This is a genomic window from Modicisalibacter radicis (assembly GCF_900961225.1).
GTDB lineage: Bacteria > Pseudomonadota > Gammaproteobacteria > Pseudomonadales > Halomonadaceae > Modicisalibacter.
The window spans coordinates 23220-37157 of sequence record NZ_CAAHFN010000052.1; the positions used below are offsets into that span (position 1 = coordinate 23220).

Sequence of the window (13938 nt, forward strand, 5' to 3'; positions counted from 1 at the left end):
TTATTTTTTTTGACTTTTGATGAGTTGAGTTTGATCTATAGTGGATTTCAAAGCAATAACACTCCTGAGAGGGGCCTGGATGACCACGCAAACTCAACGTGACACTCTCACTCAGCGCGTCGATGCGCTGATGCCCAAGCTTTCCGAATGGAACCAGACCATTTGGCACTACGGCGAAACCGCATGGCGGGAGTACCGCTCGGCTCGCTTTTATGTCGACCTGCTGCGAGAGCATGGCTTCGAGGTTGAGGAGGGCTCGGGCGGCATGCCTACAGCCTTTTGTGCCACTTGGAGCAATGGTGAGGGCCCAACACTGGGCGGCTACGCCGAGTATGATGCGGTGCCCGGTAATTGTCAGGCAGCTGACGTGGTAAAACGTCCCCGTGATGACCTGAGTCCTTGGGCTGGCGGCCATACCGATCCGCACTCTGCTCTGGGAATGGGGTCTCTAGGTGGCTTTCTGGCCATGCAGGCGTTGATGAAAGAGCTGGGCATTACCGGCACGCTCAAATTCTTCGGCGAGCCGGCCGAGAAGGTGCGAGGTTCGAAGCCGATCCATGCGGCACGCGGTTATTACGATGACTTGGACGCGGCCATCAGCTTTCATCCTTTCTATATGCTCCCACTGTGCAATACCACGCGCTGGGATACCCACTGTGGCACCGCCTATGGCGTGATGTACACATTCCTGTGTGACAGTCCCGAGACTTGGATGACTCGCGGCACTCATTCGCCCATCGCAGCATCGCATGCTAGTGCTCGTGCCCCGGGGGCCAATGACGCCGTCACACAGATGTACCTCAATGCTAAAGCCCTGCGAGAGCACGTACTGGCCAGCGGTCTGAACTGGTCGATGAATGAGGTGATCCTGAACGCCGGTCAAGCGACTGCCGACAATCTGGCAGCGCAGATGGCACAGATTCAATACTTCATACGTGTCTCGTCAGTGGAGCAAGCGGAGCATGTGGTGAGGGGGCTCGACCATATTGCGGAATCGGTGGCCAAGCTGACTCATTGCCGGGTCGAACGTCACTGGGTTGCCAAATCGCGACCTGGTTTGCCGAACCATGCCTTGGCTGAGCTGACTTACGCCAATCTCGAGCGAGTCGGGCCGCCGCGATTTGAAGGAGAAGCTGTCGAACTGGCTCGCCAAATCCAGGCTAACCTCGAAATGACGCCCATGGAAAAACCGTTCCTGGCCGATATCGAGACACTGCGGACACCGCAAGACGCTGAGCATGAATTGCGTCAGTTACTTCCGCCCAACCAGACCCACTTCACTTCCGACGATTACACCGAGTACAGTTGGCATGCGCCAACCGTGCGGCTATACATTGGACGTCCGGCGTTAGCGCCCCGCGACGATGGGGGCGCATATCCCGACTGGGTAATGAACGCCTTGGGTGGTTTAGCTCCCTGTATCGACCCCATGATCGAGACAGCGGCGAAAACGGTGGGACTAACGCTGCTCGATCTTTTCCAGGAGCCGGATGCGCTGCGCCAAGCGAAGGCTGAATTTGAGCAGCGTACCGGTGGCGGCATAGGTGGAGATACATGGATGCCCCCATTGTGTGACTACGAACCGCCGATCCATTTCCGCTGGCCGGAATATGTCACCACGGCGCGCGGTGAGAATGACTGGGTAATTCCAGCATCCAACAAGTGCCAGCAGGCACTCCAGAGGTCTTGACCTTCCTTCTTCAGCAGGAGAAACCCCATGGATAATAACAAGTTAATCCCTCGCCCCCTTACCGCTTCCGTCAAGGCCGGCTTGGCTTGTCTGGCGCTGGCCGGAAGTACGATGACTTTTCCGATCACTGCGCTGGCTCAGGACGGTGAGGTCATCGAGATCCGTATGCAGCGATACACCGGTACTGAAGAGGATGCGATCTTCCAGCGTTATAAGGACATGCTGGCCGAAGCCAGCGATGGCCGAATCAAGCTGAATATCTTTCGTGGCGGCGAGCTGCTTCCCAATGGTCAGATGTTCGCCGCACTACGCAGTGGCACTCTGCAGGCCATTTATGGCTATGGCGGCTACTGGGGGGGGCAAATGGACACTGCCGTGCTCGAGTCTGGCATTCCCATGGCCTGGACCAGCCTCGAGGAGGCGCAGGAGCTCTGGAGCGAGCGAGGCCTAGGGGAACTGCTGGCCGAGAACTATGCTCAACAAGGCGTTCATTACACCGTGCCGGTTTTTGGCGGAAAGTTTGATCTGCTTACCAAGGAACCGGTCGAATCTCTGGCCGATATGAGTGAGCTCAAGATTCGCGCGACTCCGTCTGTATCCGCAGTGCTCAATCACTTCGATATTCCCACGGTCTATATCCCGCCGCAGGAATTTTATATAGCCCTGAGCACTAACACCATCGATGGTCTGATTTATGGCGGGCCTTACGACTATTCGGTGCTCAAGCTCAATGAGGTGGCTACCCACTACACTGAAATGAACATGCTGTATCCGGGCTTCGTCGATAACGTCTTGGTCAACCAGAATGTCTGGAACAGTATGCCGGGTGATCTCCAAGTGATTTTCACGGAAGTCACTGCGGAGTGGGCCGACTATCGTCATGAAAAGTTCGAGGAATGGAACGAAGAGGCAGCTCACCAGTTCGATATTACCACGCTGCCAGAGAGTGATGTGCTGGCGATGACCGAGGCGGCTCAGGAAGTCTGGGACAAGGAGGCCGAAAAGTCACCCCAAGCCGCCGAGGCAATCGAGATGATTCGCGATATGGCCCGTGATAAGGGTCGTCTCGAGTGACTGGGAGCCAAACGATGCACCTGCTTCACGTCTGGATTCGTTGGCAGGATCGCCTGAGCGAGTGGCTCGGGCGATTCGTTGCCTGGCTTGGCTTCATTCTGGTTTGCATATTGGTCTATGAGGTGGCGTCGCGGCAACTGCTTAGCTCACCGACCAACTGGGCACATGAGGCCTCGACCCTGACCTATGGCGTCTACGCAATTCTGGCTGGTGCCTATACCGAGAAATGGCATGGCCATGTGCGGATCGACGTCTTCTATCAGCGTCTCTCCGTAAAAGGAAAAGCACTGCTTTCCTTCATTATCGGTGTGCTCACGCTGATTCTGCTTACGCTGCTACTCGAGAGCGCTTACGAGTTTGCCATGCAGTCTGTGGCCATGCAGGAACGTTCGTTCCGTAGCACCTGGGCACCCATCATCTGGCCGGTGAAAGTGATGATTCCGGTAGCCGTATTGTTGATCATGCTGCAAATGTTGGCCAATACCCTGCGTGAACTGTGTACCTTGCTGGGCCACCCCCTGGAGGCGGACCCTTCGGCCGGCCAATCCACCGACAACCGGGGGGATTCACATGGTAAGCATTGATCCAATACTGCTTACGCTGTTGATGTTCGGGGCCATGCTGATCCTGATGTTTTTTGGGATGCCATTGGCCTGGACTTTGATGGGAGTGGGGGTCGGTTTCGGTTACTGGATCTGGGGGCCGGATAGCTTGGGCATCATGCTGCCCTCGGTCTTTGGCTTGATGAACGAGTTTATTCTGGTCGCACTGCCGCTGTTTATTCTGATGGGGATGCTGCTGGAGCGCTCCGGCATCGCCGATGACCTCTTCGAAATGATCTACAAGATCATGGGAGGCGTGCGCGGTGGTCTGGGCATGGGTACCGTCGTAATCTGTGCCCTGATTGCTGCCATGGTGGGGATTACTGGCGCTGCCACTGTCAGCCTTGGATTGATAGCGTTGCCTGCCATGCTCAAACGCGGTTACAGCAAACAGCTCTCGGCAGGCTCCATCATGGCAGGGGGAGCGTTGGGTTTCCTGATCCCACCCTCGTTGGTCATGATCCTCTATGCCTTTTTGACTCGCGAGTCGGTAGGTAAGCTGTTCGCCGCGGGCATCATGCCTGGCCTGATGCTGGCCACCATTTACATGCTCTACATAGGCATTCGCTGTTATCGCAACCCGGAGCTGGGACCACCCATAGAGGTGTCCGAGCGGATCAGTGCCTGGGAAAAGATCATCGCACTTAAAGCCATGGTGCTGCCCGGCGCTCTCATCGTCGTGGTCTTGGGAACGATGGCGGTCGGTGTGGCCTCGCCCACCGAGGCCTCAGCGCTAGGCGCCTTTGGCGCTATGCTCTGCGCTCTGGCTCATGGCAGGCTCAACGTGTCGATGCTCAATAGTGCTCTGTTCAGCACGGCACGGATCATGGGTATGCTGATGTGGATCATGATCGGTGCGGTGATCTTTTCGAAGATATATATTGCCTTGGGGGCTGGCCAGGCGATCGTAGGCCAGATAATGGCTGCAGAACTCAGTCCTTACCTTGTCCTGACAGTGATCTTGCTCAGCTATCTCGTATTGGGCATGTTTCTGGATGACTCTGCAATTCTATTTATTACCGTGCCGCTCTATGTCCCTATCATAGAAGCATTGGGTTTCGACCCGATCTGGTTCGCCATTCTGTTCGTACTGTCGATGCAGAGCGCCTACCTAACGCCGCCTTTCGGCTATAACCTGTTCTACATGCGTTCAGTGGCGCCTCCTGAAGTGACGACGGGTGATCTCTATCGGTCGGTGGTTCCGTTCTTGGCTATGCAGGTGCTAGGTATCGTGCTGCTGGTGCTGTTCCCGCAGATTGCCCTATGGTTGCCCGAGCTTATCTTCGAGTAGGAGGTTTCATGTCCCATCGACCATTGTCGGCCGCATCGATTCGGCAGCTCGAAGATGACAAGGTTGTCGTGACTCGCTGGGATTTCGCGCCAGGCGCAGAGACCGGTTGGCATCATCATTTCCATGACTACGTCGTCGTGCCACTCGTTGATGGAAAGATGCTTCTGCATACCGCCGAGGGATACAACGAGAGTTGCGTCAAGGCCGGCGTTTCCTATCGCGGCCTGGCTGGCGTGGAACACAACGTCATCAACGCGGGCACCGGCCATTTCGCATTTGTCGAGATTGAATTCAAGGAAAGCCACTAGCTAGGGTTGCAAGTTGACCTTTGACTAGTCGCGGGCATTCGGCTGGGACCGTGCAATTTTGTGATGAACCGGATGCAGCAGCACCATTGCAACGAAGGCTTCGTGCTGCACCGTCCGGTGAGCATCAGGTGAATGTAGTGGCGGGCACATGAGCACGCTTGAATTTCGTGATTCTGGTGGCGGTTGCCACGGTACGTTATCGATCCCTACGAGATGCTTTGCGAATTTCTAGATATTGGAGAGAACGATGCAGAGCATTACAGCCGAGCTTGGAGTTACTGTAGTGGCGGGCTTCTTGGGGGCCGGGAAGACGACGCTGGTGAACCATTTGCTGCATCATTCCGGTGGTCGCCGGCTAGGGGTTATGGTCAATGATTTCGGCGCACTCAATATCGATGAAGCGCTCATTGATGAGCGCCGAGAGGATCTGATTACTCTGAGCAATGGCTGCGTATGCTGCAGCTTGCAGGGTGAGCTTTCGTCTTCCATCGAGTCGATGATCCGTCGTAGTGGAGAGCAACTAGATCATTTGTTGATTGAATGTAGCGGCGTTTCGGATCCGGAGCGGGTGGTGAACGTGCTGCAATATCCCCGCATCCGCGCGAGGGCACGATTGGACGCAGTCATCACGCTGGTTGATGCCGCGCTGGATTACACTGGCTTGAGCCCGGCCCTGCGGCATCTCATAGCTTCACAGGTCGATAACGCGGATCTTGTCTTGATCAATAAAACTGATCTTGTAGATGAGCAGACTATCGCACTGCTCGAGCAGGCGGTCCTGTTTCCCGGGACTCGCCACGTGAGAGTGACTCAGGCAGCACTACCCGCGGAGTTCATCTTTTGGTCGACATTAGACGAGACGTCGTTTCGCCGCGTGCGCTCCGGCCCTCCTTCGGTGACTAGTATCGAAGCACTGGGACTCAAGACACTGAGTTGGGAATCTCAGGGGACCGTGAACATGGACGAACTGCATGAGCTTTTACAGGGTTTTCCCAAGGAGGTAGTGCGCTTCAAGGGCATCGTTAATCTTAGCGATGGTCGGGTCTTGGCCTTGCAGCGTGCGGCAGGCCGATTGATCAGTTGGGAGCTTGATAATGTGACAAAGAACGAGAACCGGTTGGTATTCATAGGTGAAGATTCGGCGTCTCTCTGGGAATGGCTCTCCCTGCGCTTGGAGCGGCTGACGACTCTTTCTGGTCCAGGGTAACTAAGTTCTGTAGCGCCGACGGCGCTGATGCTGGCCGCTTCGCTGGACGGCGATCTCTACGTTGGCCAGACCCTCGGACCCAACAGCGGCGACGTGATGTAGTCGCTCGGGAGCGCGTCGGTGCCCGACGGCACCGGCCTTATTGAGTTCCCTCGAACATGCGATGGCGGGCGTTGCCTATATGGGAGCGCATGGCGGCTTCGGCGCGCTCCGCATCCTTGTCGGCGATGGCCTCGACGATGGCCAGATGCTCGTCCTGAACCAGTTTCAGTCGCTCCCGCGATGCCATCAGCGAGAGCCGCCGGGTCAGGTTCATGCCCTCCTTGATACTCTCGTTGAGGGATTTCAGCACGGTAATATAGTAATGGTTGCTGGCGGCCTCGGTGATGGCCAGGTGAAAGCGATAGTCTTCATCGGTGGCCAGGTCCTGCCGCGCGTTTGCCTTGCCTATGACGTCGTAGCAATGACGTATATGCTCCAGTTGCTCCGGCGTGCGCCTCATCGCCGCGAGGTGTGCCGCCCGGGATTCCACGTCGGCGCGAAACTCGAAGCAGCGTTGGATGTCGGCAATGCTCGAGATGGGGGCAAACTGCAAGACGGCGCTGTCGGGCTGGCGGATCACGAAGCTGCCGGACCCGCGCCGAGAGACCACCAGCTCGTCTTCCTTGAGCCGGGCCAGTGCGTCGCGCAGCACGGGGCGAGAGACTTCGTATCTTTGGCATAACTGGGCTTCGGTCGGGAGCTTCTTGTGAACCGGGTAGTGGCCGTCGATGATTGCCGCCAGGATCTTTTCGTAGACCGCCGAAGCCAGTGAAAATTTTTCGTCGCCTGCCATAGTGCCTTGCTCCGGTCAGAGCCCGCCCCCGTTATTGTGCGACAGGGGGGGCGTATCCATTCGGTCGTAGATAGCCAGCTGCCTTCTGCCCGGGAAAACCGACGTTCTCGGGTCCTGGAATGTGCTCTAGAAAGTAGGTCCTTTCCCCGGGAGGCCTCCAGGCGGCGTTAGTGCCGATCATCGCCCAGCCCACGATGGCGAGGCCGGCCAGCCCGCGCGAGTGGATGATCGACAAGGGCCACCGGATACTCGCCGGATTTCAACGTCGAGCGCATGACGTCGTCCTCGATGATTGGACCGAGGATGAATACCAGGATCAAGAGGCGAGCGGAAAATCATGCTTCATTGGAAGACACTCCGTCAGCCCGAGGCCAAGCGGCCCCGGCAGCAAACTTGAAGGAATTGACGAGAAAGAGTCAGCCCGGACTCTCGCCACTCTTGAGCTGCACCGGCTTTCGAATGACCAGAAAGTAGATGAATACCAGCGTCAAAAGCACGAAGAACAGGCTGTCGGGCTCGGTCAGGAAGACCGATGGATCGCCGTTGGACAGCGTCAGGGTGCGTCGCAGGTACTCTTCGAGCCCCGGCCCGAGGATGAACCCGAGCAGCAGCGTCACCACCGGATAGCCGTACTGTCTCAGGTAGAAGGCCAGCACGCCCAGGAGCAGGGTCATCATCATCTGAAAGGTCGAGTAGGTCGCGACATAGCTCCCTACCACCGCCAGCATCGCGATCGTGCCGAACAGTACGTCACGGCGAATCCTGACGATGCGGATGAAGTACGGACCCAGCAGGTACATGGTCAGCGGAATCAGGATCAGCGCACTGAAGATGAGCGAAGCCAGCATGGGGGCAATCAGCCCGGCCTGTGACTCCATCAGTTGCGGCCCGGGCTGGATCCCGTTGATCACCAATACCCCCAGCACGATGGCGGTGATCGGATCACCGGGGATACCAAAGGTCAGCATGGGGACCAGGGCGCCACCACAGACCGCGTTGTTGGCGCTTTCCGCCGCTGCTATGCCCTGGGGGTTGCCCTTGCCGAAGCTGTCCGGCTCACGGGAGGTCCGAACCGTTTCCACGTAGGCCAGGAAGCCACCCATGGAACCGCCGGCGCCGGGCAGGGTGCCGACCAGATAGCCGATGAGGGACGACTTCAGGTAGCAGGCCGCGCCAATGCGACGAATGGCCGAGTAGGGTGGGATGAAGTCCCGGCGACGAATCCGCGCGACCCCTTTCAGTCGCTCGCGGATGCGACGCGCCTCGGCATTCCCGGCAAGCTGGGTCAGCAGTTCGCTGATGGCGAAGGTGCCGATGATCACCGGCATCAGGTCGATGCCCGCGGCGAGTTCGCCCATGCCGAAGCTGAACCTGGCTATCGGCATCATGGCGTCCAGTCCGACCGTGGCCAGCATCAGGCCGAGGCAGGCGGAGATCGCGGCGCGGCGCACATTGCCCCGCTGGGCGATCACGATGACGATCAGGGCGAACAGGATCAACGCGCACTTGCCGGTGGTCTGTACCAGCAGTGACAGATCGGCGATCAGGGGTGCCAGCACGACCAGCAGCACTGCGCCGAAGACACCGCCGATCATCGAGGCGAAGGCCGCATGGCCCAGCGCAAGGGGGCCTTCGCCCCGCTGCTGCATGGGATAGCCTTCCAGTGCCGTCATCATCGAGGACGGCGCCCCCGGGATATTGATGGTGGTCGCCGTGATGCTCCCCCCGCACATCCCCGCCATATAGATGCTCGCACAGGCCATCAGTGCGGTGGTCACATCCAGGCTGTAGGTCAACGGCAACAGCAGCGCCAGCGCCAGGGTGGCGGTCAAGCCCGGAATCGCCGAAAAGAGGGTGCCTACCAGAAAACCCGCGACTACATAGAACAGCACCGTGGGATTCAATAACAGGCCGAAACTGGCCGCCACTTGCATCATGAAGTCCATGCGTCATCCCCACAGCGTCGGCAGACGGATATTGAAGATTTCATTGAAGATCAGAAACCCGAGGGCGGTAATCGCCAGGGCGATGACGGCCTTGATCGGCCATTTCTCGAGTCCCGAAAAGAACAGCATCACCACCAGCACATAAGCCAGGGTGGAAAGCCCGTAACCCAGCGTCTGGAAACTCAGCACATAGACCAGGGTCGCCAGCATCAGAAGAAGTTCGGGCGGCCACCGACGCCTCGACTCGGAACGTTGCGCGCTCGCCGCGGAGGAGGAAGGTGGCCCGGCACGGAGCGCCGCCCACCACTGCAGCGTACACAGCAGCACGGCGAGTACACCGACCAGCAAGGGAAAGAAAGAAGGCGTGAGCTTGCCCCCGGCGACGGGAGGCCCCATGGCGATACTGCCCGCCAGATACCCCAGCGACAACAGCGCCAGTACGCCATGGAACCAGGCCGCTCCGGAACGAAGCGCGCGCCTGAGAAAATAAGGAGCTCGACAAGACATGCAACACCTCTCTCGGCCTCCTGCCACGGGAAGCCGGCTACACAATGATCGTTGAGGTCCCGAGGGGCGGCAGGTTCTCGATGGGCATCCCGCCTTCCCTGCGATGAAGCGCCAGCGAAACTCGGTATCGGCGAGGGAAGGGGGGCAACCTTCCCTCGCCGGGCCGTCAGGCGCCTAGAGGCCCAGTTCATCCATGGCGTCGTAGGTCCGCTCTTGATAGTCGTCGATCCACTCCGTCACTTCCTCGCTGCCAAGCCAGCCCGGCGTGACGCCGATGCTGGTGACCCACTGCTGAAACTCGTCGCTCGAATAGGCCTCGTGATAGAGGGACTCGAGGGTGTCGAGGGTGTCCTCGGGCGTGTTGGCCGGGGCGGCCAGGACGATGAAGCTGCCGGTCTCGAGATCCACCCCGAATTCGCTGATCGGTGGAACCTCGGGGTAGGCCGGGTTCTGTTCGGAAGACAGCTCGACCACCCCGATGGCATCACCCGACGACAGGATGCCGGAGAAGTCCCCCAGGCTCGAGATCGCCGCGTCGATCTCGCCCGACAGCAGCGCCTCGGTCTCGGCGGTGGACGAGCCCGGGTAAGAAACGACGTTGAAGGATACGCCGGTGGCCGCTTCCAGCCGGCGCACGGCCAGGTACGGACCCGACCCCTGGGGCGCCACGCCAATGCGCACCGTGCCCGGGTCGGCCTCGGCCGCCTCGATCAGTTCCTCATAGGAAGAGAAGCCCGACTGCTTCGACACCACGATGGAGTCTGCCTCCTGGGTGACACGAGCAAAGGGCGCGAGTCTGTCGAGGGAATAGCCCGGCACCATGTTGCCGCGGGGCAGGGTGATGACACTGTCGTAGGTGAGCACGCCGATGGTGTGACCGTCGGGCCGCGCCTTGGCCAGTTGCATCAGGCCGGTGGCGGTCACCGCTCCGCCGATGTTCTCGACGTAGATGGACGTGTCCAGCGACTGTTCCGCCAGGCTGCTGATCTTGCGTGAAATCGCATCGGCACCGCCGCCGGCGGGCCATGGCACGATCATGCGGATATCCCGCTGAGGAAAATCGGCATGCGCATGAGGCCCTATCACCGCGCCAGCCAGCACTGTGCCAGCGAGCACTCCACCCGCGACACCGCGGGCGAGACGTTGATGGGCAGACCGGGCCAGGTTATCGAAAGCAAACATTGGCGACTCCTGAATATTATGATTGTGGGCGGATCGAAGCGACTCGCTGCCGTCAGCGAGTCGCTTGGCTCCGCAGGTAGGCCTGATATTCTTCGCGGGCCTTTTCGTTGGGCGGATACAGGCCAATGACCGCCGCGCCAGCGTTCACCTTCTCGAGCACATAGGCTTCGAAGGCTTCCATTCCGGCGGCTTCCTCGGCGACCTCGTCAGCCAGCTCGAGCGGCACCACGATGACGCCATCGCCGTCACCCACCAGGACATCCCCCGGGTAGACCGGCACGCCGCCGCAGCCGATGGGCCGTTGAATATCCACCGCGTGATGCTTGGTCAGGTTGGTCGGCGCGCTGGGCTTGGTGCAGAACACGGGCATCGACATCGTCTCGACATACTCCGAGTCGCGAACGCCGGCGTCGGATACGAAGCCCACGCACTCGCGGACCTGGAGCCGTGTCAGCAGAATGCTTCCCGCACTGGCGGCGCTGGCATCCTGGCGGCAGTCCGAGACCAGTACGCGGCCCGGCGGCACGCTTTCCACCGCGAGACGCTGAGGATGCTGGGGGTCATGGAAAGTGGCGACCACGTCCAGGTCTTCACGGGCAGGGATATAGCGCAGTGTGTAGGCCTGCCCCACCATCTTGACCTGGGAGTGGTTCATGCGTCCGACGTTTTGGATATAGGTGTTCTTCAGGCCGCGCTTGTGCAGCAAGGTATGCAGTGAGGCGGTCGAGGCCCGCACCAGGCGCTCGCGGGTGATGTCGGAGAGTTCATCGTGGGGGTAGTCGTTGATTACGCTCATGGCTCGGCCGAGTCGCTGTGTGGGTGATGGACCCACTATAGGAAGCACCCAAGCCGGTTTCAAACAACTTTTTACAAATATTGGGTTTCTGAAGAAGAAGAGGCCTATGAAAGGTCAGGTTTTTACATGCAAGATTTCTAAAATTACTTTAATATCAATATATTGAATTGAATTTTTCGGCCCGGTCGGCGAGCGTCATGTCTTCTTAGACATAGGTATTATATGGAAATATTTGTATTTAAAGGGCCGCCAGCCGCGGTGCTTGACGCCGGCTTCACCAGCCTCGCGCAGATCCTGATGAATGGCGCTTTCGCTTCCTGGCGGTGCCTTCAGGGGTAGCGGCCGCTGCGCCGGTTTTCCACCAGCACCTCGAGGATGGCATTGGCTTCCTGCATGGCCTGTGAGGGTTGCTCGCCGCGGCGCCGGCTGCAGATGATCGGTGTGGTGATGTGCTGTTCGGCGAGCGTCACGTAAACGACGTTGTCACGCTTGAGTCGGCCGACTTGCTCGGGAACCAGCGTCACCCCCAGCTCCGAGGCAACCAGGCCGAGAGCCGTCTGCAACTCATGGGCTTCCTGGGCCACGCTGACCTTGAGTCCACGACGCCGGAACAGGCCCAGCATGAGATCGGCGAGGCTCGGCCGGGGCGACGCCGGAAACAGGATCAGCGGGTACTGGGCAAGCTCGGCCAGGGTGGGGCGGGTGTGCGCTAGCGGATGCCCGGCGGGCAGTGCGGCAATGATCGGCTCCTCGAAGAGAACTTCCTGTTCCACCTCGGGGTCATCGATCTGCAGGCGGCCGAAGCCAATATCGATGCGTCCGGCCTTGAGCGCCTGGATCTGCTGCACCGTGGTCAGTTCGACCAGCGACAACTCGACGTTATTCTTTTGTCTCAATCCACGCACCAGCATCGGCAGCTGGCCGTAGAACAGCGAAGGCACGAAACCTATCCCGAACATCAACAGGTTACTGCGTGCAATGTGTCGGGTGGCGGTAATGGTGGTGTCGAGTTTCTCCAGTACCTGCAGGGTATGCTCGTAGAAGAACTGGCCCGCCGTGGTCAGGGCCAGCCCCCGCCGGCTTCGCTCGAACAGTGTGACGCCGACTTCATCCTCCAACTGATTGATCTGCCTGGTCAAAGGCGGCTGCGCCATGTTCAGCCGGCGGGCGGCTCGGGTCAGGTTCAGCTCGTCGGCCACGGCCACGAAGTAGCGCAGGTGACGCAGTTCCATGATACCTCCAGGGTATGGCAGGGCACCCAAACGATATTGGTTTCATTCCCGAGGCGCAATCAGACTGCCTTCAATCCTTCACAGGGCGCAATTCGGGAGCCACGCATGTCCGCCGTGATCGACACCATTGAAACCCACCTGGTCGACCTGCCGACCATCCGGCAGCACAAGCTGTCGATGACCACCATGGCCTGCCAGACGCTGGTGCTCGTGCGCATGCGTCATTCCGATGGCATCGAGGGGCTTGGCGAGGCCACCACCATCGGTGGGCTGAGCTACGGCCCGGAGAGCCCCGAAAGCATCCAGTGCAACATCGATACCTACCTGGCGCCGCTGCTGATCGGCGAGCCGTCGGCCAACGTCAATCGCCTGCGCACGCGCATGAACCGCCATGTGCGCGGCAACGCCATCGCCAAGTCGGCGCTGGAAACCGCACTGCTCGACGCCCAGGGCAAGCGTCTCGGGCTTCCCGTGGCCGAACTGCTCGGCGGGGCGCAGCGCGAGCATCTGCCGGTGCTGTGGACCCTGGCCAGTGGCGATACCCACAAGGATATCGATGAAGCCTTCCAGCGCCTCGATGATCGTCGCCACTGCAGCTTCAAGCTCAAGATCGGTGCCAACGCCGTCGACGACGACGTCCGTCACGTGGCGGCCATCAAGGCGGCGCTGGGCGACCGGGCCAGCGTGCGCGTCGACGTCAACCAGGCCTGGGACGAGGCGTCGGCGGTACGCGGCATTGCGGCATTGCAGGACGCCGGCATCGAGCTGATCGAGCAGCCGATACCGGCCCGCCATCACGCCGCATTGATTCGTCTGTCGCAGCGATTCCATGTGCCCATGCTCGCCGACGAAGCGGTGCAGGATGCCCAGGACGGCTTCGCCCTGGCCGCTGGCGGGTTCGGTGGCGCCTACGCGCTGAAGATCGCCAAGGCGGCCGGCCCCAGCGGCGCGCTCGAGCTGGCGCACCTCGCCCGGGCGGCCGGTATCGGCCTGTACGGCGGCACCATGCTCGAAGGCACGATCGGCACCGCCGCCGCGCTGCACGCCTGGGCGACGCTGGACGACCTGGCCTGGGGCAGCGAGATGTTCGGCCCCTTGCTGCTCACCGACGACATCGTCGCCGAGCCGCTGCGCTACCACGACTTCGGCGTCGACCTGCCGCGCGGCCCGGGGCTGGGCATCCAGCTCGACGAGGACAAGCTGGCGCATTACCGGCGCAAGCACTGACGCGCCGCGAGACCGGACATCCACTCAACGAGGAGAGACCC

Annotated in this window: 13 protein-coding genes; 7 read left to right on the forward strand and 6 right to left on the reverse strand. The window is 59.9% G+C overall.

Features of this window, described 5'->3' with window-relative positions; all coding sequences use genetic code 11:
- Positions 1-79 precede the first annotated feature (79 nt).
- The 6 genes from HR9077_RS04970 to HR9077_RS04995 all read left to right on the forward strand — a co-directional run bounded on the left by HR9077_RS04970 (position 80) and on the right by HR9077_RS04995 (position 6172).
- Positions 80-1690: an amidohydrolase gene (locus HR9077_RS04970; protein WP_136065752.1), complete on the forward strand. Its 1611-nt coding sequence runs from the start codon at positions 80-82 to the stop codon at positions 1688-1690.
- 27 nt (positions 1691-1717) lie between these two features.
- The gene (gene dctP / locus HR9077_RS04975; RefSeq protein WP_136065754.1) at positions 1718-2764 is read left to right on the forward strand and encodes a TRAP transporter substrate-binding protein DctP; all 1047 of its coding nucleotides are present in this window, start codon (positions 1718-1720) and stop codon (positions 2762-2764) included.
- Between the two features lie 14 nt (positions 2765-2778).
- Positions 2779-3348: a TRAP transporter small permease subunit gene (locus HR9077_RS04980; protein ID WP_136065756.1), complete on the forward strand. Its 570-nt coding sequence runs from the start codon at positions 2779-2781 to the stop codon at positions 3346-3348.
- Entirely contained in the window at positions 3335-4657 is a 1323-nt protein-coding gene (locus HR9077_RS04985) for a TRAP transporter large permease (protein WP_136065758.1), read from the forward strand. Before HR9077_RS04980 ends, HR9077_RS04985 begins: the two co-directional genes overlap by 14 nt.
- An 8-nt stretch (positions 4658-4665) precedes the next feature.
- Entirely contained in the window at positions 4666-4965 is a 300-nt protein-coding gene (locus HR9077_RS04990; protein ID WP_136065760.1) for a cupin domain-containing protein, read from the forward strand.
- Positions 4966-5212: 247 nt separating this feature from the next.
- A complete protein-coding gene (locus HR9077_RS04995) occupies positions 5213-6172 on the forward strand; it encodes a CobW family GTP-binding protein (RefSeq protein WP_136065762.1) in 960 nt (319 codons plus the stop codon).
- Between the two features lie 139 nt (positions 6173-6311).
- Here the strand turns inward: HR9077_RS04995 and HR9077_RS05005 are convergent, their stop codons facing one another.
- From HR9077_RS05005 to HR9077_RS05030, 6 genes are all read right to left on the reverse strand, one after another.
- Positions 6312-7007: a FadR/GntR family transcriptional regulator gene (locus tag HR9077_RS05005; RefSeq protein ID WP_136065764.1), complete on the reverse strand. Its 696-nt coding sequence runs from the start codon at positions 7005-7007 to the stop codon at positions 6312-6314.
- A 416-nt stretch (positions 7008-7423) separates the two neighbouring features.
- Entirely contained in the window at positions 7424-8953 is a 1530-nt protein-coding gene (locus HR9077_RS05010; protein WP_136065766.1) for a tripartite tricarboxylate transporter permease, read from the reverse strand.
- A 3-nt stretch (positions 8954-8956) separates the two neighbouring features.
- A complete protein-coding gene (locus HR9077_RS05015; RefSeq protein ID WP_136065768.1) occupies positions 8957-9460 on the reverse strand; it encodes a tripartite tricarboxylate transporter TctB family protein in 504 nt (167 codons plus the stop codon).
- A 174-nt stretch (positions 9461-9634) separates the two neighbouring features.
- Positions 9635-10498 carry a Bug family tripartite tricarboxylate transporter substrate binding protein gene (locus tag HR9077_RS05020; RefSeq protein WP_244613046.1) on the reverse strand — a complete coding sequence of 288 codons (864 nt, stop codon included), beginning with the start codon at positions 10496-10498 and terminating at the stop codon, positions 9635-9637.
- 196 nt (positions 10499-10694) lie between these two features.
- Positions 10695-11438, reverse strand: a complete 744-nt coding sequence (locus tag HR9077_RS05025; RefSeq protein WP_136065772.1) for a ribonuclease activity regulator RraA — start codon at positions 11436-11438, stop codon at positions 10695-10697.
- A 329-nt stretch (positions 11439-11767) separates the two neighbouring features.
- Entirely contained in the window at positions 11768-12670 is a 903-nt protein-coding gene (locus HR9077_RS05030) for a LysR family transcriptional regulator (protein WP_136065774.1), read from the reverse strand.
- Between the two features lie 105 nt (positions 12671-12775).
- Here HR9077_RS05030 and HR9077_RS05035 point away from each other — a divergent pair, with 105 nt between their 5' ends.
- A complete protein-coding gene (locus HR9077_RS05035; protein WP_136065776.1) occupies positions 12776-13897 on the forward strand; it encodes a muconate/chloromuconate family cycloisomerase in 1122 nt (373 codons plus the stop codon).
- Positions 13898-13938 lie beyond the last annotated feature (41 nt).

Coding starts and splice junctions, on each gene's coding strand:
- HR9077_RS04970 (WP_136065752.1), top strand. CDS start 80: ATGACCACGCAAACTCAACGTGACACTCTCACTCAGCGCGTCGATGCG.
- HR9077_RS05030 (WP_136065774.1), bottom strand. CDS start 12,670: ATGGAACTGCGTCACCTGCGCTACTTCGTGGCCGTGGCCGACGAGCTG.
- HR9077_RS04985 (WP_136065758.1), top strand. CDS start 3,335: ATGGTAAGCATTGATCCAATACTGCTTACGCTGTTGATGTTCGGGGCC.
- HR9077_RS05005 (WP_136065764.1), bottom strand. CDS start 7,007: ATGGCAGGCGACGAAAAATTTTCACTGGCTTCGGCGGTCTACGAAAAG.
- HR9077_RS04995 (WP_136065762.1), top strand. CDS start 5,213: ATGCAGAGCATTACAGCCGAGCTTGGAGTTACTGTAGTGGCGGGCTTC.
- HR9077_RS04980 (WP_136065756.1), top strand. CDS start 2,779: ATGCACCTGCTTCACGTCTGGATTCGTTGGCAGGATCGCCTGAGCGAG.
- HR9077_RS05025 (WP_136065772.1), bottom strand. CDS start 11,438: ATGAGCGTAATCAACGACTACCCCCACGATGAACTCTCCGACATCACC.
- HR9077_RS05010 (WP_136065766.1), bottom strand. CDS start 8,953: ATGGACTTCATGATGCAAGTGGCGGCCAGTTTCGGCCTGTTATTGAAT.
- dctP (WP_136065754.1), top strand. CDS start 1,718: ATGGATAATAACAAGTTAATCCCTCGCCCCCTTACCGCTTCCGTCAAG.
- HR9077_RS05035 (WP_136065776.1), top strand. CDS start 12,776: ATGTCCGCCGTGATCGACACCATTGAAACCCACCTGGTCGACCTGCCG.
- HR9077_RS05020 (WP_244613046.1), bottom strand. CDS start 10,498: ATGATCGTGCCATGGCCCGCCGGCGGCGGTGCCGATGCGATTTCACGC.
- HR9077_RS05015 (WP_136065768.1), bottom strand. CDS start 9,460: ATGTCTTGTCGAGCTCCTTATTTTCTCAGGCGCGCGCTTCGTTCCGGA.
- HR9077_RS04990 (WP_136065760.1), top strand. CDS start 4,666: ATGTCCCATCGACCATTGTCGGCCGCATCGATTCGGCAGCTCGAAGAT.